Source organism: Streptomyces sp. Je 1-4 4N24 (genome assembly GCF_026239515.1).
Classification (GTDB): Bacteria; Actinomycetota; Actinomycetes; order Streptomycetales; family Streptomycetaceae; genus Streptomyces; species Streptomyces nigrescens.
This window is the reverse complement of the sequence record NZ_CP110836.1, coordinates 7,795,272-7,817,077: the sequence shown is the minus strand read 5'-3', so window position 1 is coordinate 7,817,077 and position 21,806 is coordinate 7,795,272. Positions and strand designations below refer to the sequence as shown.

General features: G+C 73.1%; 20 protein-coding genes. 7 read left to right on the top strand and 13 right to left on the bottom strand.

Features of this window, described 5'->3' with window-relative positions; genetic code table 11:
- Positions 1-28: 28 nt before the first annotated feature.
- The 3 genes from SLV14N_RS34260 to SLV14N_RS34250 form a co-directional block, all read right to left on the bottom strand.
- A complete protein-coding gene (locus SLV14N_RS34260; RefSeq protein ID WP_263272463.1) occupies positions 29-1,258 on the bottom strand; it encodes a glycosyltransferase in 1,230 nt (409 codons plus the stop codon).
- Complete coding sequence (locus SLV14N_RS34255; protein ID WP_208686365.1) at positions 1,255-2,382, bottom strand: glycosyltransferase family 1 protein; 1,128 nt, start codon at positions 2,380-2,382, stop codon at positions 1,255-1,257. The genes SLV14N_RS34260 and SLV14N_RS34255 overlap by 4 nt, the downstream gene beginning before the upstream one ends.
- A gap of 322 nt (positions 2,383-2,704) precedes the next feature.
- Entirely contained in the window at positions 2,705-4,123 is a 1,419-nt protein-coding gene (locus SLV14N_RS34250) for a HEAT repeat domain-containing protein (RefSeq protein ID WP_263272462.1), read from the bottom strand.
- 312 nt (positions 4,124-4,435) lie between these two features.
- Here SLV14N_RS34250 and SLV14N_RS34245 point away from each other — a divergent pair, with 312 nt between their 5' ends.
- Positions 4,436-5,902: a PP2C family protein-serine/threonine phosphatase gene (locus SLV14N_RS34245; RefSeq protein ID WP_263272461.1), complete on the top strand. Its 1,467-nt coding sequence runs from the start codon at positions 4,436-4,438 to the stop codon at positions 5,900-5,902.
- A gap of 164 nt (positions 5,903-6,066) precedes the next feature.
- On the opposite strand, the gene SLV14N_RS34240 is transcribed toward SLV14N_RS34245, so the two are convergent.
- Entirely contained in the window at positions 6,067-7,596 is a 1,530-nt protein-coding gene (locus SLV14N_RS34240) for a hypothetical protein (protein WP_208686358.1), read from the bottom strand.
- A 285-nt stretch (positions 7,597-7,881) separates the two neighbouring features.
- On the opposite strand from SLV14N_RS34240, the gene SLV14N_RS34235 reads away from it, so the two are divergent.
- Together SLV14N_RS34235 and SLV14N_RS34230 are read left to right on the top strand one after the other, a co-directional pair.
- On the top strand, positions 7,882-9,015 hold the full coding sequence (locus tag SLV14N_RS34235; RefSeq protein WP_263272460.1) for an aminoglycoside phosphotransferase family protein: 1,134 nt from the start codon (positions 7,882-7,884) through the stop codon (positions 9,013-9,015).
- 333 nt (positions 9,016-9,348) lie between these two features.
- The gene (locus SLV14N_RS34230) at positions 9,349-11,355 is read left to right on the top strand and encodes an N-acetylmuramoyl-L-alanine amidase (RefSeq protein ID WP_263272459.1); all 2,007 of its coding nucleotides are present in this window, start codon (positions 9,349-9,351) and stop codon (positions 11,353-11,355) included.
- 87 nt (positions 11,356-11,442) lie between these two features.
- Here SLV14N_RS34230 and SLV14N_RS34225 read toward each other — a convergent pair whose 3' ends face one another.
- From SLV14N_RS34225 to SLV14N_RS34215, 3 genes are all read right to left on the bottom strand, one after another.
- Positions 11,443-11,943 (bottom strand): hypothetical protein, encoded by a 501-nt coding sequence (locus SLV14N_RS34225; RefSeq protein ID WP_018090673.1) that lies wholly within the window; start codon positions 11,941-11,943, stop codon positions 11,443-11,445.
- Between the two features lie 99 nt (positions 11,944-12,042).
- Positions 12,043-12,438, bottom strand: coding sequence for an ACT domain-containing protein (locus tag SLV14N_RS34220; protein ID WP_208686352.1), 396 nt, complete (start codon positions 12,436-12,438; stop codon positions 12,043-12,045).
- A gap of 9 nt (positions 12,439-12,447) precedes the next feature.
- The gene (locus SLV14N_RS34215) at positions 12,448-13,056 is read right to left on the bottom strand and encodes an ABATE domain-containing protein (protein ID WP_263272458.1); all 609 of its coding nucleotides are present in this window, start codon (positions 13,054-13,056) and stop codon (positions 12,448-12,450) included.
- 50 nt (positions 13,057-13,106) lie between these two features.
- Between SLV14N_RS34215 and SLV14N_RS34210 the strand changes: the two genes are divergently transcribed.
- From SLV14N_RS34210 to SLV14N_RS34200, 3 genes are read left to right on the top strand one after another with little or no spacing between them, the layout of a single operon-like run.
- Positions 13,107-13,280, top strand: coding sequence for a hypothetical protein (locus tag SLV14N_RS34210; RefSeq protein ID WP_263272457.1), 174 nt, complete (start codon positions 13,107-13,109; stop codon positions 13,278-13,280).
- Positions 13,277-14,005, top strand: coding sequence for a maleylpyruvate isomerase family mycothiol-dependent enzyme (locus SLV14N_RS34205; RefSeq protein ID WP_263273363.1), 729 nt, complete (start codon positions 13,277-13,279; stop codon positions 14,003-14,005). Before SLV14N_RS34210 ends, SLV14N_RS34205 begins: the two co-directional genes overlap by 4 nt.
- A 32-nt stretch (positions 14,006-14,037) precedes the next feature.
- Positions 14,038-14,778 (top strand): leucine-rich repeat domain-containing protein, encoded by a 741-nt coding sequence (locus SLV14N_RS34200; RefSeq protein ID WP_263272456.1) that lies wholly within the window; start codon positions 14,038-14,040, stop codon positions 14,776-14,778.
- Positions 14,779-14,878: 100 nt separating this feature from the next.
- On the opposite strand, the gene SLV14N_RS34195 is transcribed toward SLV14N_RS34200, so the two are convergent.
- The 5 genes from SLV14N_RS34195 to SLV14N_RS34175 all read right to left on the bottom strand — a co-directional run bounded on the left by SLV14N_RS34195 (position 14,879) and on the right by SLV14N_RS34175 (position 19,268).
- Complete coding sequence (locus SLV14N_RS34195) at positions 14,879-15,118, bottom strand: DUF397 domain-containing protein (protein WP_263272455.1); 240 nt, start codon at positions 15,116-15,118, stop codon at positions 14,879-14,881.
- 138 nt (positions 15,119-15,256) lie between these two features.
- A complete protein-coding gene (locus SLV14N_RS34190) occupies positions 15,257-16,423 on the bottom strand; it encodes a thiolase domain-containing protein (RefSeq protein WP_208686342.1) in 1,167 nt (388 codons plus the stop codon).
- Positions 16,423-17,505: a thiolase domain-containing protein gene (locus tag SLV14N_RS34185; RefSeq protein ID WP_263272454.1), complete on the bottom strand. Its 1,083-nt coding sequence runs from the start codon at positions 17,503-17,505 to the stop codon at positions 16,423-16,425. Before SLV14N_RS34185 ends, SLV14N_RS34190 begins: the two co-directional genes overlap by 1 nt.
- Positions 17,505-18,452, bottom strand: a complete 948-nt coding sequence (locus SLV14N_RS34180) for a Zn-ribbon domain-containing OB-fold protein (protein ID WP_263272453.1) — start codon at positions 18,450-18,452, stop codon at positions 17,505-17,507. The genes SLV14N_RS34185 and SLV14N_RS34180 overlap by 1 nt, the downstream gene beginning before the upstream one ends.
- A gap of 15 nt (positions 18,453-18,467) precedes the next feature.
- Positions 18,468-19,268, bottom strand: a complete 801-nt coding sequence (locus SLV14N_RS34175) for a crotonase/enoyl-CoA hydratase family protein (protein WP_208686336.1) — start codon at positions 19,266-19,268, stop codon at positions 18,468-18,470.
- A 164-nt stretch (positions 19,269-19,432) separates the two neighbouring features.
- Here SLV14N_RS34175 and SLV14N_RS34170 point away from each other — a divergent pair, with 164 nt between their 5' ends.
- Positions 19,433-21,061, top strand: a complete 1,629-nt coding sequence (locus SLV14N_RS34170; RefSeq protein ID WP_263272452.1) for an acyl-CoA synthetase — start codon at positions 19,433-19,435, stop codon at positions 21,059-21,061.
- A gap of 27 nt (positions 21,062-21,088) precedes the next feature.
- Here the strand turns inward: SLV14N_RS34170 and aroQ are convergent, their stop codons facing one another.
- The gene (gene aroQ, locus SLV14N_RS34165; RefSeq protein ID WP_263272451.1) at positions 21,089-21,715 is read right to left on the bottom strand and encodes a gamma subclass chorismate mutase AroQ; all 627 of its coding nucleotides are present in this window, start codon (positions 21,713-21,715) and stop codon (positions 21,089-21,091) included.
- Between the last annotated feature and the right edge of the window lie 91 nt (positions 21,716-21,806).

The window sequence follows — 21,806 nt, the reverse complement described above, 5'->3', positions numbered from 1 at the left end:
GGTATCAGCGCCCCCTCGGAGCCCACCGTCACCACCCGCCCAACGGGCCCGCCGGATGCGGCGCGGCCGCGGCGGCGACCGGCCTGCCGACCGGTGCGGGCGCGTCGTGCGCCGCCAGAAAGGCATCGACGGCGGGCTGCCAGCCGTATCCCTCGGCACGCCGTCGGGCGGCGGCGCGCCGGGCGGGCTCCGGCCGGGCCAGGACCCGCTGGACCGCATCGGCGAAGGACGGCCCGTCGTCGAGCGCCGTGTCCCCGCCGCCGCCGACCAGGCCCGCCAGCGCCGACGCCGCGCTGGCGACCACCGGTGTGCCACAGGCGAGCGCCTCCAGGGCGGCCAGCCCGAAGGTCTCGGCCGGGCCGGGTGCCAGCGCGAGATCGGCGCCGGCCTGCAGCGCGGCGAGCCGGGAGCGGTCGCCGAGATGGCCGAGGAACGCCACGGGCAGCCGCTCAGCCCGCACCCGGGCCTCCAGCCGTGCCCGCAGCGGCCCGTCACCGGCCACCACCAGCGCCGCGTCGACCCCGCGCCGCCGCAGCTCCGCCAGCGCGTCCAGGGCCCGGCCCGGCCGCTTCTCCTGCGACAGCCGGGAGCAGAGCAGCAGCAGGAACTCCGCCCGGCCCGCGCAGTGCCGCCGCAGCGCGGCGCTGCGGCAGTCCGGGTGCCAGGCGGCGAGATCGACACCGAGCGGTGCGCGCACCACATTGCGCGCACCGGCCCGGGTGAACTCCGCCGCCGCCCATTCGGTGGTGCACACGACCCGGCTGTAGGCGTGCGCCGTACGGCGGTTGAGCCGGTCCGCGGCGGCGCGGGCGAGCGGCTGTGGCACGCCCCAGGTGCGCAGCACCCCGTCCACGCTCTCGTGGGAGACCATCACCGCGGGCACCCGGGCCCGGCGCGCCCACTCCCCCGTCCAGCGCAGCGTCGTCCGGTCGGAGACCTCCAGCCGGTCGGGGGCCAGCGAGTGCAGCAGCCGCTGCAGCCGGCGGCGGTCGGTCAGCATGCGGTAGCCGCCGCTGCCCGGCAGCTCGGGCCCCGGCACGGTGATCACCCGCCCCTGACCGGTGAGTTCGTCGCGGATTCCGGCCGTCCCGTCGGCCCCTGGCGGACCGGGGACGATGAGCACCGGCTCGTGCCCGGCGGCCCGGTAGCCCGCCCCGAGCTCGCGCAGCGCGGTGCGCAGCCCCCCGGAGGCCGGGGTGACGAAGTTGGCGATCCGGACGATCCGCAGACCCGCCCCGGTGCCGCGTCGCGCGCTCATGCAGCCACCGCCGTCCGGTCGCTGAGCACGGCCTCGTAGTGCCCCAGGAGCTGGTCGCCGACCGCCTCCCAGGTACGGTCCGCGACGGCCCGGCGGGCCGCGGAGCCGAACCGTTCGCGCACCTCGGCGCTCTCCGCGAGGAAGCGCACCGCGTCCCGGAACGCACCGCCGTCGCCGGGCGTCACCAGCAGCCCCGTACGGCCGTGGTCCACCAGGTCGAGCGGACCACCCGCCCGCGGCGCCACCACCGGCACACCGGAGGCCATCGCCTCCTGCACGGTCTGGCAGAACGTCTCGTACGGCCCGGTGTGGACGAAGATGTCCAACGACGCGTAGAGGCGTGCGAGTTCGTCTCCGGTGCGGCGGCCGAGGAAGCGGACCTCCGGCAGCGCGGTACGCAGCCCGGCGGCGCTGGGGCCCTCGCCGATGACGACGGTGCGTACGCCCGGCAGCCGCGAGGTCTCGGCCAGCAGCCGGACGTCCTTCTCCGGCGCGAGCCGCCCCACGTACCCCACCAGCAGTTCCCGTCCCGCGGTCAGCGAGCTGCGCAGCACCGCGTCGCGCCGCCCGGGGTGGAACCGCTCGGAGTCGACACCGCGCGGCCACAGGTGGACCCGGGGCACCCCGTGCTCGGTCAGATCCAGCAGTGCCGCGCTGGAGGGCGCCAGGGTGCGGTCGGCGGCAGCGTGCACCGCCCGGATGCGCCGCCAGGCCGTGGCCGCGCCACCGCCGAGATAGGTGCGGGCATAGCGGCCCAGATCGGTCTGGTAGACGGCGATCGCGGGCACCTGACGGCGGGCGGCGGCCGCCATCCCGCGGGCCCCGAGGACGAAGGGGCTGGCCAGGTGCACCAGATCGGGGCGGTGCCCGTCGAGCGCCGCGGTCAGCCGGCGGCCGGGGAGCGCTATCCGCACCTGCGGATAGCCGGGCAGCGGCATGGAGGGCACCCGGACGACGGGGCAGGGACTCTCGTCCGTACCGGCATCCGCCGAAGCACCCCCGAGCGGCGCGATGACCAGCGGATCGTGACCGCGCCGGACGAGGTGCCGGGCGGTTTGCAGGGCGCAGTGGGAGACGCCGTTGACATCGGGCGGGAAGGATTCGGTGACGAGAACGACACGCATACCGCTGTTCTCGGCGCGCCGCGCGTGGAGAGGACCAAAGGGATCTTTCCTGCCGGAGAACGTTCCGCTGCGCTTTGCCTTTGGCCCCACGTTTCGGCTGCGCTTGGCCGGCTTCCCACGTGTTCGGCTTTCCCGCCGTGGGAGTTGTTCGCCGTTGCGGCTCCGCTGCGCGGGGCGTGGGCTCGGGTGATGCTTGCGGGTTCCCCGCCACGTTGCTCCCCCACTGCCTGAAGGGCGTGGGGGAGCAACGGCGAGAACCCCCACGGCGGGACAGCCGACCACGTAGGCCGAAGGCAAAGCGCAGCCGAAACGTGGGAAGAGCTCAGGACCCCTCGGGTCCGATTCGGCTGCGGACGGCCGTCTGGACCTCGTCCTCCTCGGCCGGGTCGGCGGCCAGGCGCCGCAGCTGTTCGACTACGCGGTCGTCGCCGGTGGCGGCGTGCCGGGCGGCCAGTTCTCTGGTGGTCTCCTCGCAGTCCCACAGGCACTCGACGGCGAAGCCGGCCGCGAAGCCGGGGTCGGTGGCGGCGAGCGCCCCGGCGGCCCGGCCGCGGAGGTGGGAGGAGGAGGTCTCGCGGTAGATGTGCCGCAGGACGGGGGCGGCGCAGCCGACGCCGAGGCGGCCGGTGCCGTCGACCAGCTCCCACAGACCGTCCGCGTCCGGCCCCTCCTCGCGCACGGTCCTGCGCAGCGCGGCCAGCACCAGCTCGGCGTCGCGCCGCCCGCCGCGGCGGGCGAGCACCGCGGCGGCGGCCGCACCCAGCCGGTCCGTACGCGGCGCCCAGGTACGGGCCCGCTCGATGGCGGCCACACTGCGCATCCGGGTAAAGGCGGCGAGCGCGGCGGAGACCAGCTGCTCGGAGGAGAAGGGGTCGGCCACCGCGGCCTCGATCAGGTCGAGGGCGGCGGGGTCGCCGCGCTCGGCGAGGTGGTGGAGTACGGCGGCGCGCGCCGCGTCGGGGGCGCTGTGCGCGGCGCGCAGCAGCTCGGGGCGGTCCTCGGGGCCGGCGACGGCGCCCAGGCAGCGGGCGGCGGCGTGGTGCCGACGTTCCGCGGGCTCCAGCTCCAGGCCCTGCTGGGCCCACTCCAGCACCTCGGTCACGCTCCAGCCGGGGCGCGGCCCGCGGGGTCGCAGCTGTCGCTGCCAGCGGTCGAAGGAGCCCTGTTCCCCGGCGTCGGCCAGGCGGGCGCCGTAACGGGGGTCCTCGGCCCACAGCCGCCAGGGCCGGGGCTCGAAGGCGTCGCGGACGGCGGCGGCCAGCTCGGCCTCGCCCTCCTCGGTCTCGGGGAAGCGGGCGAGGACGGCGGGGGCGAGGGTCATCAGCCCGGCGTCGTCGTCACGCAGCGCGAGCTCGTCCAGGGCCCAGCGCCAGTTGCTGCCCGCCGCGGCATAGCTGCGCAGCAGCAGCCGGGCGGCGTCCCTGCCGTACGCGGCGAGGTGGCCGAGGACGGCGAGGGCCAGGCCGGTGCGCTCCTCGCCGGTGTCGACGAGGTCGTCAGGGTGGAAGAGATGGCGTTCGATCTGCTCGAGCCCGCCGTCGAGCTGCATGTAGAGGCGTGCGTAGTAGAGCGAGCGGTTCTCGACCTGCCAGTCGCGCCGGGGGTCGCGCAGCACACTGTCGTTGAGTGCCGCGAGCGCCTCGGCCCGCGGCGCCGCGAGGGCATGCAGGGTCCCGTCGCCGCGGCCTCGCTGCAGGAGGCCGAGCAGGGTGCCACTGGGCGCTATGTCTGGATCGAACATGAGGTCAGCATCCGGTGCGGGGGACAGGCTGGCAACGGGATTTCCGCTGACCGGCATTCTTGCCGGTGACCGCGGGCCGTATGCCTCGTTCCCACCATGGATCGGCGGGACCGCCTGCTGTACGGCGGCCGAAGCCTAGCGTGGAAGCCGTCATTCCGCCGATTCGCCCCGGGGTTGCCCCAGGAAGGCCGGTGGCATATGCCAGATGCACCACCGTATCGGGTAGTGCCAAATCCCTTACGGACCGTCGCCGCCTGTGCAACAGTCGTTACCGGCCCTTCAGCCCGGCGCCGCCTGATCACGGAGTACGTCATGCCGTCCCCTCTCTTCGCGGATCACTCAGCCGACCGGCCCCCCGAGCGTGAGACGGTCGAGGCACTCATCACGCAGGCCCGCCGCCTGCGCGGTGGCCTCGACGCGGTCCGCCGGGAGTCCACGGTGGACACCGACCTCCTCGCCGACCCGCAGCTGCGCTGGCAGCGGGCCCTGTGCGATCTCGCGGTGCACCACCTCGACGACCTCGGGGGCCATCTCGACCAGCTGAGAGAGGGCCTGCCCGCCGGGAGCGCGGACGCCCCGGCACCGGAGGCCGCACCACCCCTGGCCCCGCCGGAGCCCGAAACGCATGAGCGCGGCGCGCTGCTGCGCCGGGTGGGCAGCGCCGAGTGGAACCTGCTCACCGACGAGGTCAGCTGGTCCGACGAGCTGTTCGCGATGTTCGGCCGGGCGCCCTCCGACGGTCCGCTCACCCTCGACGAGCTGCCGTCCCTGGTGCACCCCGAGGACCAGGACGGGCTGGCCACGATGGTCACGGACTGTCTGGTGGACGGCCGGCCGATCGACGGCGAATTCCGCATCGTGCGCCCCGACGAGAGTCTGCGCACGGTGCACATGGTGGGCGAGCCGGTGCTCGACGCCGACGGCAGTACCGCATGCATGTGGGCCGTGCTGCGGGACGTCAGCGAGCTGCGCCGCAGCCAGCAGGCGGTATGCGAGACCCGTGACTCGCTGCACCGCGAGCGGCAGATCGCGCAGACCGAGCACCGGCTTGCGGTCGAGCTGCAGGAAGCTGTGCTGCCGCCGTGGCGCGGCTCCCTGCGGTTCCCGCACGGCGGCCCGGTGGCCCTCGACCTCGCCGGGCGCTATCTGCCGTCCGGCACCCGCGACCTGATCGGCGGGGACTGGTACGACGCACTGCAACTCCCGGACGGCAGCACCCTGCTGAGCGTCGGCGACCTCACCGGGCACGGCGTCACCGCCACGTCCGGAATGGCGATGGTGCTCGGTGCGCTGCGCGGTATGGCGGTGGCCGGACACCGGCCGGGACCCCTGATGGGCTTCCTCAACCAACTGCTGGACAGCGCCGCCCAGCCGGCGCTGGGCAGCGCGGTGTGCGGCCGGTTCGACCCGGCCGCACGGACGCTGGAGTGGGCCCAGGCGGGGCACCCCGCACCACTGCTGTTCCGCGGCGGCACGGGGCGCGCGCTGGACCCGCCCGAGGGTGTACTCCTCGGGGCGACCTCGGGTGCCTCCTACACCCAGCGCACCGAGCAACTGGAGCCCGGCGACCTCCTCGTCCTGCACACCGACGGCCTCGTCCCGCGCCGTGCGCAGGGCGCGGATGCCGCCCATGAGGGTGCCGAGCGGCTCCTCGCCCTGGCGCCGCGGTTCGCCGCCGCGCGCAGTGCCCAGGACAGCGTCCGCATCGTCGTCGAGGAGTTCGGCACCGCCGAGCGCGAGGACGACGCCTGTGTGCTGATCGCCAGGGTCGGCGGCTGACACACTCGCGGCAGCGGACGGCGGAGCGGTGCCTCCGGCGCCCGCCCCGGTGACGTCGGCCCGGCGGACCGGCGGTGGGCAGGTGAGGTGGCAGCTTCGCGGAGGACGTTCCGCCACCTGCGGCTACAGGTGACGCGCCGTCACCCTCCGTGTCACCGCCCGCCTCAGGCCGAGAAGTTCTTACCGACGCCCGCTCCGATACCGGGACCCAGGCCCGATCCCTTGGACTTGGGCTTCGCCTTCGGCAGGACATGCTGGATCTCCTCGCGCAGGTCCTGGATCTTGGCGTAGCTCGCGTACTGCCCCGTGAGCCGGAACATTTCACGGAGCCGGTCCCAGGTCCGCTGCGAGGAGTTCTCGCTGATGGACACCAGCGCCAGCCTGGCGTAACGGTCGGCCTGTTCGGGGTCGTTGCCGATGAAGCAGGCCGACGCCATCGAGATGTAGTCGAAGATCTGCGACCGCTGGCGGCCGTTCTCCCGCAGCGTCAGCGCCCGCTTGGCGTGGTGCTGGGCGATCCTGGAGACCGAGGGATCGTGGTCGGCGAGGGTACGGAACGCCAGCGCCTGCATGCCGTGCAGATCCGCCTCGTCGAACATCTGCATCCAGCTCGGCGGCGGCACATCGCCCTTGTCCGAGACGAACAGATCCTCCGCCTCGCCCAGGGTGCGGCGCATCGCCTGGCCGTGCCCCTTGGAGGCCTGCGCCCAGGCCTCGATGGTGTGCAGCATGGCGCGGGTGCGCGGCAGGGTTTCCTCGCCGGAACCGGACTTGGCCAGCTTCATCAGATCCAGTGCGTCGTCCGGGCGGCCCAGGTGGACCATCTGGCGGGCGGCACGGGAGAGCGCCTCACCGGCGCGCGGGCGGTCGCCGCCCTCGCGGGCCGCATGGGCCGCGATGATGAAGTACTTCTGGGCGGTGGGCTCCAGGCCCACGTCGTGGGACATCCAGCCGGCCAGCACCGCCAGATTGGCGGCCACCCCCCACAGCCTGCGCTGCAGATGCTCGGGGTGGCGGTAGGCGAGCATGCCGCCCACCTCGTTGAGCTGGCCCACCACGGCCTTGCGCTGCAGCCCGCCGCCGCGGGCCGCGTCCCAGGCGCGGAACACCTCGACCGAGCGCTCCAGCGCATCGATCTCCTGCGACCCCACGGGGGCCGCCTCGTAGCGGTCGAGGCCGATCTGGTCGAGTTCGTCGAAGGAGTCGGAAGCGAACGGGGCGTCGTGGCGTGGGGCGCCGGCCGGTGTCGGGTCGGTGTGCAGCCAGTCGTACATGGCGCCGGTGAGTGCGGAACCCGCGGCGAGCGCAGCGCCCGCACCCACCAAGCCGCGTCGGTTGAGCATGAGGTCCATTCCCGTGAATTCCGTGAGGACCGCAGCGGTCCGTTCGGGAGCCCACGGCAGACCGTCCATGGCCTGCCGCTTCCCCGAGCGACCGGTTCTTGCGAACCCGAGGTCCTCGATGGTTACGACACGGCCGAGGCGCTCGGTGAACAGGGAAGCCAGAACCTTGGGCACCGGATCTCGCGGGGTCTCCCCCATGTCGATCCAGCGCCGCACTCGTGAAGTGTCGGTCGCCAGCTGCGGATGACCCATGGCCGCCGCCTGCCGGTTGACCAGTCTCGCCAGCTCTCCCTTGGACCAGCCGGCCAGGCCGAAAAGGTCCGCGAGACGGGTGTTCGGCTGCCTGTCCACGTCAAGCCCCCAGGTTCCTCGACTGAGTTGACAGTAACGGCCGGTGACATGCGCTGTGTCCATTCGCCAGGGTTCGCCACCCTGCGCCAGATGGTCTGCCACCCGCAGCCACGTGTTCTGTAGACATGCCGCCCCCGGCCTGGTGGCGGGACCGCATTCCCCAGGGTGCGCGCCCTTCACAGGGACCCTGGATCGGCCTCCTGCACGGGGCCCGTTCACGGGTTCCCACCACCGGGCCGGGGAGCGCACGCAACTCGCCGGCGCACGAAGGGATCTGTCTCACCCATGTATGCAGCATCGTCCGCCGTGACCGTCCCCACCCGGCCGCACCGCCCGCACCCCACCGGAGGCGGGCCGTATCTCGACCCCTCCCCCTCCGTGGGGGCGGTCACCGGTCTCCCCGGCGGCCGTACCCGGCGGGTCCAGGGGACGGGTGCCCAACCGCTCAGCGGGAGGCTCGACTTGTCCGGCCCCCAGGGCGCCCAGCTGCGCGCCGCCGTCGCCTCGGTGCACCGCATCTGTCCGGAGTTCAATCCGGTGCAGGTGCTGCGTCGCAGCGGCAGATCCGTCCTCCTCGTGGGGACGACGGGCCGGATGACCGCGGTCGCCAAGTGTTTACTGGACCAGTCTCCGGCCTGGGCGGAAAGGTTCCGGCAGGAAATAAGTGCATACCGCGCATTCGTCCGGCATCGTCCGCCGGTACGGGTGCCGCGGCTGGTGGCGGCCGACCCCGACAACTGCACACTCATCATGGAGCGGATGCCCGGCCGGGTCGCGGCCCTGCCCCGGCACCCGTCCGAGGCCCCGCCCCGCGCGGACGTACGGGCCGCGCTCGGCGCGATCTGCCGGATCAATCTCTGGCGTCCGCCGTCCGGGCTGTTCGACACCCCGCTGGACTACGCGGGCCGGATCGGCCGCTATCACGACCTGGGGCTGCTGACCGACCGTGACATGGGCGATCTGCAGAAGCTGATGCACGGTCTGTCGCACACCCAGGGCCAGTTCTGTCACGGCAATGCGCTGCTGAACAATGTGCTGCTGTCCCCCACGGGCCCGGTGCTGCTGGACTGGGACAACGCGGGCTGGTACCTGCCGGGCTACGACCTGGCGACGCTGTGGTCGGTGCTCGGTGACGCGCCGGTGGCCCGCCGCCACATCAGCCAGCTCGCCCAGAATGCGGGACCTGCCTCGCGGGACGCCTTCCTGGTGAATCTGATGCTGGTGCTCACCCGCGAGATCCGGCGCTATGAAACCGCGGTCCAGCGGACCATGCGCGAGCCCACGCCGACGGGGACACCGGGTCCGGGACAACCCGGTGTGCCGGCGGCGGGCGAGGAGCAGCGGCTGCTCCTGCGCCGACTGCACGACGACTGCCAGATGGCGCGGCGTGCGGTCAGGGCGGCGGTCGGCACCCGCTGACCGCCGAGGGGGGACTGTGAGCGGCGCGCCCGGGCACGGGGTGCGCCGCTCACCCTTGTGCGCCGGTCCCTCACCAGCTCTTCTCCTCACCATCCGCGAAGCAAGGTCATTGGTCCATTCCACTGACGCTCCGCAGGCCCGGCACCGCTGTGGGAAGGCTCCTCTGGAGACGCCCTGACATGCGGAATCCCGAACGGGCACGGTGATTGACGGACTGTCGGCAGACGTATAGCTCTGAGCCGACAGGGGCTCTAGTCTCGGGTCCCGCCCGTGCGGCCGTTTGCGCACCCACCGTCACACCGCCCCGGCTCGGGCCGGCTCGAGGAGGTTGCTTTGCAAGGATCCGCCCCGGAAGACGAGAAGAGAATCCCCCGCCCCGCCCTGCGGAGATCCGCCACCGCCGTCGCGGCCGCGGTGCTGCTGCTGCCGCTCTCGGGAGCACCGTCCGCACAGGCCGGGCAGCCCCGGACGGACGCGCTGCAACAGGCCTTCACCGATGCCGCCGCCCGCTTCCATGTGCCGCGCAGTGTGCTGCTCGGCGTCTCGTACCTGGAGTCCCGCTGGGACGGTCACGGCGGTGCGCCCAGTGTCTCCGGGGGTTACGGTCCGATGCATCTGACCGACGCCCGTACGGCCCTGACGCGGACGCCGGAGTTCAGCGAGGGTGACGAGGACGCGCGCGGCGACGAGGCGCGGGGCCGTAAGAGAGTGCCGGCCGGCGCGGCGCAGCGGGCCGCGCTGCCCACCGAACTCCCGGCCCGGCTCCGTACGTTGCCGACGGCCGCGAAGCTGACCGGGATTCCGGCCGGGAAGCTGCGCACCGACCCCGCAGCGAATGTGTTCGGCGGTGCGGCGCTGCTCGCCGCGGAGCAGCGGAAGCTGGGCACGCCCGCCGGCAGCGATCCGGCGCGGTGGTACACGGCGGTGGCGCGCTACGGCGGCCAGGACAGTGCGCGCAGCGGTAGGGCCTTCGCGGACGAGGTGTACGCGGTGATGCGCCAGGGCCAGGCCCGTACCACCGACGCGGGACAGCGGATCACGCTGGCCGCCGCGCCGGGTCTGGCCCCCGACTCCGCACAGCAGAAACGTCTCAGCACGCCGGCCGCCAAGGCCCCGACGGCACCCGCCACTCGCAAGCCGGAGTGCCCGCGGAACGTCGCCTGCGAGTCGGTGCCCGCGCCGTACGAGGAGTTCGGCGACGGTGACTACGGCAACCACGACAAGGCGGACCGCCCCGCGGACCAGCGGGTCAGCACCATCGTCATCCATGACACCGAGGGGTCCTGGGAGACCACGCTGAAGCTGATCAAGGACCCGGCATATGTGTCGTGGAACTACACGATCCGCTCCGCGGACGGTCTGATCGCCCAGCATGTGCCGACCAAGGACGTCGCCTGGCATGCGGGCAACTGGTACATCAACTCACACTCCGTCGGCATCGAGCACGAAGGCTTCCTGGCCGCGCCGGACGCCTGGTACACGGAGGCGATGTACCGTGCCTCGGCCCGGCTGGTGAAGTATCTGAGCCGCAAGTACGACGTGCCGCTCGACCGGCAGCACATCCTGGGCCACGACAATGTGCCCGGCACGACGACGGCCACCATCCCCGGTATGCACACCGACCCCGGCCCGTACTGGGACTGGGCGCACTACTTCGCCCTGCTGGGCAAGCCGTTCAAGGCCACCGCGGGCCCGCGGGGCGGGCTGGTCACCATCCGCCCCGACTACGACGAGAACCAGCCGGTCTACACCGGCTGCGCGAAGACCGGTGACACCTGTGCGCCGCACGGCTCCACGGCGGTCCGGCTGCACAGCGCGCCGGACGAGGACGCACCGCTGGTCAAGGACGTCGGACTGCACCCGGACGGCAGTGCCTCGACGACCGGTGTGAACGACACGGGTGCCCGCGCCACGACGGGGCAGCGGTTCGCGGTGGCCGGCCGGTCCGGCGACTGGACGGCGATCTGGTATCTCGGGCAGAAGGCGTGGTTCCACAATCCGCAGGACGAGCCGGTGGCGGTGCCCGCCAAGGGGCTGATCGCCGTACCGAAGTCCGGGCGGGAGGAGATCCCGGTCTACGGCCGGGCGTACCCGGAGAAGGAGGCCTATCCGGCCGGGGTCCCGTACCAGTCGGTCGCCCCGCTGTCGTACAAGCTCGCCGCCGGCCAGAAGTACGCCGTCGGGGACCGGCTGACGGGCGACTACTTCTACTCCCCGACCTTCGACCTCAGCAAGCATGCGATCGTGCGCGGCAAGGACGTCTACTACGAGATCCAGCTCGGGCACCGGGTCGGTTATGTGCGGGCGGCCGACGTCGAGGTGCGGCGCTCGGCTTCCTGAACACCGTCGGGTGAGCGCGTCGCGCCCGGTGGACGGGGGAACCGTCCACCGGGCGCGACCATGTCCGCTCCGGTGCTGTGCCGGGGCTCAGCCCTGCTGGAAGAGCTCCGCCGGCAGCGGCTTGAGCAGGGCGTAGAGGTCGTCGGTGATCGGCCGGTCCCAGCTGGCGATGGTGACCAGTACACCGTCGCTGCGGTCGAACTGGGCGCAGGAGATCCGGCTCTCGGAGCACTTGATGCGCTTGACGATCAGCAGGTTGTCCTCGTGCATCACGGGGGTGTCCTCGCTCTCGACGACCGTCACCGGTTCGTCGTTGCCGAGCGCCGCGAGCAGCTGGGCCACCTCGAAGGGCACCTGGTCGTCCTCGAGCTCGCGGGCCGGGGAGCCTTCCGGCAGATTGCCGATGATCATCGCGGGACCGCGGCCGCCGAACAGGTCGTAGCGGAGGAAGACGCCCTGGCAGCTTCCGTCGGGCGCGGGCAGCAGCCCGGCTCCGAGATTGCCAGGCCAGTCCCCGGGGTCCATGGCGAGGACGTCGAAGTCAGGCCCGGCGGGCGTGGCTGCGCTGCGGCGGCGGAGGAAGGACATGCCGCCATCGTACGTGGCCCGGCCGGGCGCGCCGCGCGGACGTCGGGGTCAGCGACACCCCGTGCACGGCGCCGCCGGACGCTCCGGTGGCCGGTGGTCTCAGGCCTGGTCGGCCAGTGCGCGAAGCCGGCGCAGCGCCTCGTCGGCCGCGGCATACGGCACGAAGAGGTGATCGTGGTGGAAGCCCGCGACGACATTGCAGCTGAGGCCGGCCTGGGCGAGTGCAGTGGCGACGGCGGCGGTCAGTCCGACGGCGTCCAGCGCGGAGTGCACCCGCAGGGTGATCCAGGCGGCGACATAGTCGTAGGCCAGGCCCGCGCGGTCGGCCTCTTCCTGGTGGACGACGAGGGTGCGGCCTTCGGGCTCGGTGACGGTGACCACCGGCGTCAGCCCCTCGGGGACCGCGCCGGGCACGCCGGCAAAGACGTAACGGCCCTCGTTCCGCTCGGGACGCATCCCGCTCAGCAGGGCCCGGAGATCGCGTTCACCCGACATGCCACCAGCCTACGGGGCGTCGCCCTGCGCCTCCCGGCGTCGCTCGTGGTGACGGGCGACCCGGGCGCGGTTGCCGCAGGAGGGGGTGCACCACTCCTGGCGGGCGTGGTCCTTGACGAAGTAGCGCACACAGCGCGGGGCGGGGCAGGCCCGCAGCAGACCGCGGTCCGGCCCGTCGAGGAAGGTGAGGGCGGCGCGGGCCAGCGCGGCGACGATCCGGTCGGCGGCCGGCGGGGAACCGGCCGGCTGCAGCCGCAGCGTGGGCCCTGCGTCCGGCTCCCAGCTGAGCCGCGGCACCGTGGGGACCAGGGCCGCGGCGGCGTTCAGCCGGCGGATCGCCTCCGCTTCCGGGAGCAGCCGGTGGGCGTCGGCGGAGCTGGGCGGTCCCGGCCGGACGGCGCGGGCGAACAGCGACCGAAGCGCGGCCCGCAGCTCCCGTACGGCGGTGTGCAGTGCCTCGTCCACGGTGACCGGCCGCTCGGCGCAGTCCAGCAGCGCGGCCCGCTCGCGCACCCAGTCCGCGAGCCCCTCCGGGCCGGCCAGGTCATCGGCGACGCCGCCGTGCCCGTCGTGGCGGATGGTGACGGCGAGGTCGAGAGCGAGCCGTGTTGCGGTCATGGAGCTAATGGTAATGTCCCCGCCAACCATTAACTCGCTGAGGGGGCGGTGTGGCCGGCGTACGTCAACTGCCAGGTGACTTACCGGTCTTCGCGGGCGAGCTGCCCGCTCCGTCGACGGCACCCGACGCCCCGGTGGCACCGTTCACCGCACGGCTCGTCGGCGCCGCGCGGGCGCAGGTCCCCGAGCCGCGAGCCATGACGAAGGAGCTGCGGTGGCCATGACGACGGAGTGGACGATGCCGGCAGAGGCGGTACGGGCCTCGATCGAGGCGGGCCAGGCGCGGCTGCGCGCCCTGCTGCCCGCCCTGACCGACGACGGGGTGCGGGAGCCGAGCGAGCTGCCCGGCTGGTCCCGCGCCCATGTGCTCTCGCACATCGAGGGCGTCGGTCTGGCCCTGGCCCGGCAGGCCCGCTACGCGCTGCGCGATGAGCTGATCGAGCCGTACGACGGCGGACGCCCGGCGCGCGATGCCGCGATCGAGGCCGGAGCGGTGCGGGGTGCGGCGGCGCTGGGGGACGCCGTACGGGGCGCGTTGGCCGAGGCCTCCGCGGCCTGGGCGGCGGCCGGTCCGGGCGACTGGTCGCGGCCGGTGCTGCACCGCAACGGCGATCTGCGCTCCGCACTGCTGGCCTGGTGGCGGGAGTTGGAGATCCACACGGCGGACGCGGGAATCGGCCACGGTCCGCGGGACTGGCCAGGGGAGCTGTGTCACCACCTCCTGGACCACATGGCGCCCCGAGTCCCCGCGGAGCTGCACCTCGTCGTGACGGCCACGGACGGCACGCTGTCACAGCGGTACGGTTCCGGGGACGCGCCGACGGTGACCGTGAGCGGCCCGCTCACCGATCTCGCGGCCTGGCTGACCGGCCGCAGGCCGCACGAGCCGCTCGACTGCCGCCGGTCGGGAGCGAACACCCCGCTGCCCGAGCTGCTCGGCTGGCCGTAGCCGGCGCCGCCTCCCGGAAGGAACCTCGCCCCATGTCCCGCCCCGAGTCCGGCAGTCCGCGCGTCCTCAACCTCTGGAAGGCGGGCCTGAGTGCGGTACCTCCCGAGGCCTGGCGACGTACGGACCGGGAGGTGCTGATCCTCGCCGACAACGCCCTGACCGAGATCCCGGCGGCACTCGGCCGGCTGCGTGCGCTGCACACCCTCGATCTCGGCCACAACTCCCTGGCGGCGGTCCCCGACGAGATCGGCGAGCTCACCGGGCTGACCCGCTTCCTCTATCTGCACGACAACCGGCTCACCGCACTGCCGGACACCCTCGGCAGACTGGACCGGCTCGGCTATCTCAACGTCGGCGAGAACCCGCTCGGGCGGCTGCCGGCGGCGCTCGGCGAGATGGCCGGGCTGGTCGAACTCCGCGCACAGCAGGCGGAGTTGAGCGAGCTCCCGGAGTCGCTGGGGCGACTCGGCCGGCTCCGGGAGCTGTGGCTGGGCGGCAATGCACTGACGGCATTGCCCGGGAGCCTGGCGGCGCTGCGCGAGCTGAGGGTGCTGGAGCTGCGGGACAACGCGCTCCCCCACGTCCCGGAAGCGCTGCGCACGCTGCCACTGCTGCGCCGGATCGATCTGCGCGGCAACCGGATCGCGGTGCTGCCGCCCTGGATCGCGGAGCTGCCGGCGCTGGAGAAGCTCGATCTGCGCTGGAACTCCGTTGCGGACGGGGCGGAAGCGGTCCTGGCGCTCCGCCAGAGAGGGTGTGTGGTGCTCACCTGACCACGGCTGCTCCCGGTGTCCCTGGCCGGGCGTGTCCGCCCGCCGGGAGACACGCCCTACGTGAGGACGCCCCGTGTGAGCACGCCCCACGTGAGCACGCCTACGTGAGGTCGAATGCGCCCTCGCGCGCATCGAGGACGAAGGCGCGCCACTCGGCGGGGGTGAAGATCACCGCCGGGACCTCGGGGCTGCGGCGGTTGCGCATCGCGATATAGCCCTCGACGAAGGCGATCTGGACGCCGCCCACGCCCTGGGTGCTCGACTGCCACTCGGCCTGCGTCAGATCGAGATCGGGCCTGGGCCCGCCCACGAGCCGCTGCTCCGTGATGCTGTCGGTCACGTGTCCCGCACCTCCCGGTTCGTCGTCCGCGATCAGCGTAACCACTGTGTCCGGGAACGGACAGGGGACGTGGCGAGGCGGTGGAGTGGTGATCCGGGGGCGGGCGCACCGGCCGGGCGTGCCTGCCCCCGGAGGAGGTCAGCAGGCCGGCGTGTCGGCGCCCACCAGCCACATCGCGAAGAACTGGGAGCCGCCGCCGTAGGCATGCCCCAACGCCGTGCGGGCACCGTCGACTTGGTGGTCGCCGGCCTGGCCGCGTACCTGGAGGGCGGCCTCCGCGAAGCGGATCATGCCGGAGGCGCCGATCGGGTTGGTGGACAGCACTCCGCCGGAGGGATTGACGGGGAGCGCGCCGTCGAGTTCGGTGACGCCGGACTCGGTGAGCTTCCAGCCCTCGCCCTCCTCGGCGAAGCCCAGGTTCTCCAGCCACATCGGTTCGTACCAGCTGAAGGGGACGTACATCTCCACCGCGTCGATCTGCCGGCGCGGGTCGGTGATCCCGGCCTGCCGGTAGACGTCGGCGGCGCAGTCCTTGCCGGCCTGCGGGGAGACGAAGTCCTTGCCGGCGAAGAGGGTGGGTTCGCTGCGCATCGCCCCGCCGTGCACCCAGGCCGCCGGGTGCGGGGCGCGGGCGGCCCCGGTGCGGTCGGTGAGGATCATGGCGCAGGCCCCGTCGGAGGACGGGCAGGTCTCGGAGTAGCGGATCGGGTCCCAGAGCATCGGCGAGGCCTGGACCTTTTCGAGGGTGAGGTCCTTCTCGTGGAGATGGGCGTAGGGGTTCTTGAGGGCGTTGCGGCGGTCCTTGTAGGCGACGAGGGAGCCGATGGTGTCCGGGGCGCCGGTGCGCCTCATGTACGCGCGGATGTGCGGGGCGAAGAAGCCGCCGGCGCCGGCGAGCAGGGGCTGCTGGAAGGGGACCGGCAGGGACAAGCCCCACATGGCGTTGGACTCGGACTGCTTCTCGAAGGCGAGGGTGAGGACGGTGCGGTGGACCCGGGCGGCGACGAGGTTGGTGGCGACCAGGGCGGTGGAGCCGCCGACCGAGCCGGCGGTGTGCACCCGCAGCATCGGTTTGCCGACGGCGCCCAGGGCGTCGGCGAGGTACAGCTCGGGCATCATCAGGCCCTCGAAGAAGTCGGGGGCCTTGCCGATCACCACGGCGTCGATGTCCGCCCAGGTCAACTGGGCGTCGTCCAGGGCGCGCCGGGCGGCCTCGCGGACGAGTCCGGCGAGGGAGACATCCCGGCGGGCGGCGACGTGCCGGGTCTGGCCGATGCCGATGACGGCCACGGGCTCCTTGCTCATCACTCACCCTCCAGGACGGCGACCAGGTTCTGCTGCAGGCACGGCCCCGAGGTCGCATGGGCGAGTGCGCGGTCGGACTCTCCCCGGTGGATGCGGGCGGCGGCCTCGCCCAGGCGGATCAGCCCGGCGGCCATGACGGGGTGGGCGGCGAGCGCGCCGCCGGACGGGCTGAGCCGGACCGTGCAGTCCGGCGCGTCGAGCTTCAGGGCGCGGCGCAGCACGACTTCCTGGGAGGTGAAGGGGGCGTGCAACTCGGCGGTGTCCACCATGGGGGCACCTCCCATGCCCTTGAGGCCATGGGGGAGCTCAAAGGCTCCGGCGCGCTCGGCGGCGAGGCGGGTGGACGGGGAGTCGGTGAGGTCGCGGACGCCCAGACTGTGCGCCTCGATGCGGTGATCGAGGCCGCGGATCCAGGCGGGGCGGTCGGTCAGCCGCCGGGCGGTGTCGCCGGCGGCGAGGACGACGGCGGCCGCGCCGTCGCCGATGGGCGGGCAGTCGCCGGTACGCAGCGGGGCGACGAGGTGCTCACCGGCGGGCACGGCACCGCGCAGCTGGGCGTGCGGATTGGCCTCGGCGTCCGCGCGGCTGCGGGCCGCGATCCCGGCGAGTTCCCGCTCGTCGGTCAGCTCCGCGTCGATCAGGGCCCGAGCCTGGAGGGCGGCGAGCGCGACCGAGTCGGGCCACAGCGGGGCGACGTAGTAGGGGTCGAGCTGGCGGGTGAGGACCTCGCGGACATCGCCCGGCGAGGACTTGCCGTACGCGTAGACCAGCGCGGTCTCCGCCTCGCCGGTGAGCAGCTTCACCCAGGACTCGTACAGCGCCCAGGCGCCGTCCATCTCGACATGGGACTCGGAGATCGGCGGCCAGGCGCCGACACCGTCCAGGGCCATGGTGAAGGAGAAGGCGCGGCCGGCGAGGTAGTCGGAGGAGCCGGAGCAGGTGAAGCCGATGTCCCGGGCCGCCAGGCCGGTCCGGTCCAGCACCTCGTGCAGTACCGGCATCAGCATTTCGACCTCGGAGGTCTCCGCGCTGTCGCGGACGTGATCGCTCTGCCCGAAGGCGACGATGGCGACCTCGCGCATCAGATCAGCTCCTTGTAGCTGTCGTAGTCGGCATCGGGTTCGCCGGTGGGGCGGTAGTGGTCGGGGAAGCGGCCGTGCTCGGTCCATACGGGTTCCACCCGCAGCCCCATGCGGACCCGGTCGTACGGGATGCCGCCGATCCGGGCGTGCAGGGCCAGGTCGGCGCCGTCCAGGGCGATATGGGCGTAGACGTAGGGGACCTCGATGTCCAGGTTCTTGGCCTTGATGTTGACGATGCAGAAGGTGGTGACGGTGCCGCGGGGGCCGACCTCGACCTGGGTGTCGGTGGCGAGGCCGCAGGTGGGGCAGGCGCCGCGGGGCGGGACGTAGACCTTGCGGCAGGAGGGGCAGCGTTCGCCGATGGTCTTGTGGTCCGAGAGGGCCTGGATGTAGCGGGACTGGGCGCGGCCGGGCGAGTAGGTGTAGTCGAGCCGGGCGGGGGTGGTGATGCCGGTGACGGCGTTCGCGAACGCGCCGCTGTGCGGGGCCGGTTCACGTGCGCCGGCGGGGCTGTCGTCCGGCTCGAAACAGGCGATGTCGGTGATCGCGCCGGTGCGCTGTGCGGCCCAGCGGACACGGACCCGCATCCCGGTGCGTACGGCGTCGGGGCCGGGGGCGTCCAGTGCGTGCAGCAGTGCGGTGTCGGCGCCGTCGAGCCGGACCAGGACCCAGGCGAAGGGGGTGGTGAGCGGCTGCTCGCGGCGGGGGGAGGGGTTCCAGGCCCAGGTGGTGACGGTGCCGCGGCTGCCCACCTCGACCAGCTCGCGGATCTCCTCGGCGGTGACCGGGTCGTATTCGGTGGGCGGGACGACCACCCGGCCGTCGCTCGCGGTGACGCCGAGGACGGTGCGCTCACGCAGCCCGGTGAGGAAGGCGCTCTGGACCGGGCCGAGCGAGCGGGTGAAGGGGAACTCCACGACGAGGGGTGCCGTGAGGACCTCGGGCATAGGGGACTCCTTGGGTCAGGCCCGCCGGTAGACGGGCGGGCGCTTCTCCGCGAAGGCCCGGGAGCCCTCTTTGGCGTCGGCGGTGTCGAAGACCGGCCAGCCGCGGGCGAGTTCGGCCGCCAGTCCGTCGGTCTCGGTCATCTCGGCGGTGTCGTAGACGGAGGCCTTGACGGCCTCGACGGCGAGCGGTCCGCAGCCGTTGATCAGTTCGGCGATCTCCAGGGCCTTGTCGCGTGCGGTCCCCTCGGGCACGACATGGCCGATCAGGCCGATGCGTTCGGCCTCGCGCGCGGGGTAGGGCCGGCCGGTGAGCAGCATCTCCAGGGCGTGGGTGCGGGGGATCTGGCGGGCGAGCCGGACGGTGGAGCCGCCGATGGGGAACAGTCCGCGCCGGACCTCGAAGAGCCCGAAGGTGGCGCTCTCCCCCGCGACCCGGATGTCGGTGCCCTGGAGGATCTCCGTCCCGCCCGCGACGCAGTGGCCCTCGACGGCGGCGATCACGGGCTTGCGGGGGCGGTGGTGCCGCAGCATCGCCTTCCAGTGCAGGTCCGGGTCGGCGCGCAGCCGGTCGCGGTACTGCTCGCCGGCCATCCCGTCGCCCGCGAGGGCCTTGAGGTCCATTCCGGCGCAGAAGGTGCCGCCGGCGCCGGTGAGGACGATGGAGCGGATCCCGTCGTCCTCGTCGGCGGCGAGCCAGCCGTCGTACAGGCCCACCAGCATCGGCAGCGAGAGCGCGTTCTTCGCCTCCGGCCGGTTGAGGGTGAGCACCAGTGTCGCGCCGACGCGCTCCACCGACAGATGTTCCGTACCACCCATGTTCCGTCCTCCCGTCTCACGACGAGAACAGGTTGCAGTAGCCGCACAGCGACTTCAAGGCTTTTCTGACAGGCAGTCAGATTTCTTGTCCGTGGCCCTTCCCTGCTCCTCGCGGCGGCGCTCTAATGACCGCCAAGCCGACGCCCGCCCGGTCTGGAGGAGACGTGGAGTACAACCTTGCCGACCTCTTCGAGTCGATCGTCGACACGGTCCCCGACCGCGAGGCGCTGGTGTACGTCGACCATCCCGGGACCGGCGCCGAGCGGCGGCTGACGTATGCGGAGCTGGACCGCGCGGCCAACCGCCTGGCCCATCACCTCAGCGACCACGGCATCGGCCCCGGCCGGCACGTCGGACTGCACCTCTACAACGGCATCGAATATCTCCAGGCCGCCTACGCCTGTCTGAAGATCCGCGCCGTCCCGGTCAACGTCAACTACCGCTATGTGGAAGAGGAGTTGGCCTACCTCTACCGGGACGCCGACCTGGCGGCGCTGGTCTTCGACGCGGAGTTCACCGCGCGGGTGGCCGCCGCCCTCCCCCGGGCACCCGGGCTACGGCATCTCGTCCGGGTCGGCACCCCGCCCGACGGCGCCCCCGAGCCCCGGATCACCCCCGTCGCGCTCACGGACGCCGAGGCCTCCGGCTCTCCCGCACGCGGCTTCGGCCCGCGCTCCGCCGACGACCGGATCGTCATCTACACCGGCGGCACCACGGGTCTGCCCAAGGGCGTGATGTGGCGCCACGAGGACATCTTCTTCTCCGGGATGGGCGGCGGGGCACCGACCGGTGAACCGGTCAAGCGGCCGCAGGAGCTGGCCGAGCGTGTCGCGGCCGGGGGCGACGGCCTGGTCTTCTTCCCCACTCCCCCGCTGATGCACGGCACCTCCACCCTCACCGCGTTCATCGCCTTCCACTTCGGCCAGAAGGTCGTCATCCACCGCAGGTACGTGCCCGAGGAGGTACTGCGGACCATCGAACGGGAGCGGGTCACCAGCGTTTCGCTGGTCGGCGATGCGATGCTGCGCCCGCTCGTCGATGCGCTCGGCGGGCCGCTCAAGAACACCGACTGCTCCTCGCTGTTCAGCGTCAGCAGCTCCGGCGCGATCCTCTCCGAGACCGTACGCGCCCAGTTCAGCGCACTGGCCCCGCACGTCATGCTGCTCAACAACTTCGGCTCCTCGGAATCCGGGTTCAACGGCACCGCCACCGAGGACTCGGGCCCGGACAGGGGATTCCGGCTGCGGGTCAACTCCCGTACGGCAGTGGTGGATCCGGCGACCTACGAGCCGGTCCCGGCCGGTGAAGTGGGCCGGATCGCCCTGCGCGGGCATGTACCGCTGGGCTACTACAACGACCCCAAGAAGACCGCGGAGACCTTCTTCGAGGCGCACGGGGACCGATGGGTGCTGCTGGGCGATATGGCCACCGTCGACGAGGGGGGCATCGTCACCGTCCTCGGCCGGGGCTCGCAGTGCATCAACTCCGGTGGGGAGAAGGTCTATCCGGAGGAGGTGGAGCAGGCGCTGAAGGCGCATCCGGACGTCTATGACGCGCTGGTGGCGGGGGTCCCGGACGAGCGGTGGGGCCAGCGCGTCGCCGCCGTGGTCCAGCTCCGTACCGGGGCGGCGGAGCCGGCCCTGGCGGACATCCAGCTCCACTGCCGGACGCGGCTGGCGGGCTACAAGATTCCGCGCGCCGTGGTCTTCACGGACCACATCCGGCGTTCGCCCAGCGGCAAGGCGGACTACCGCTGGGCGAAGGCGGTGGCGGCGGGCGAGCGGACGGTCTGAGCCGGGCGGTGGCGCCCGGCCGGTGCCTCAGCCTGCGTCGCAGACCGAGCGCAGCGAGCGGGCCAGTGCACCCGTGTGCAGACCGTCCAGCTGCCGCTCATGGCGTACCTGCACGGCGGCCGCGGTCAGCAGCGGAGCGCAGTACGGCGCCGAGCGGGCATACGGGGAGCCGGCGATGGCCCGCACCAGCTCGCCGTTGATGCGGTTGATCTCCTTCCGTACCTCACCCAGGTCGGGCCGCTCGGCCGGCGCCCGGCCGGGGTCCGCCTCCCAGGCGCGGTGCAGCCCTCGCTGCACGACCTTGCTGCCCTCGATCTGGTCCCGGAAGATCCGCACCGTGACCGCCGGATCGGCGCCCAGCTCCCGGGCCTGGTCCGCGACCGCCCGCAGCACCTCACGCTCCCGGGCCGGGTCGTCAACCGGGCCGCCGGTGCCCCATTTCGCCGCGGCCACCAGGTCACCGGTCGCCAGCCGCTCCGCGGACAGTGCGGCGAGCGGCCGGAGTTGACCGTACGGGGAGTGCCCGGAGACCGGTGCGCCGGCCGCGGCCGGCGGGGCGGCCGGTGCCGCGACGGCCCCGGCCGCGCCGGTGAACAGGGCGGTCGCGGCGGCGCCGGCGACCAGGGCACTCCGTAGCGAGGTGGTCAGCTGCACGGTCGGCCTTTCTCGAACCTCAGGGGCCCCGGGGGACTGCGGGGTGGCGTACGGCGGCGAGCCTAGGGGGAACGAGAGCGCCGCGGGCCGC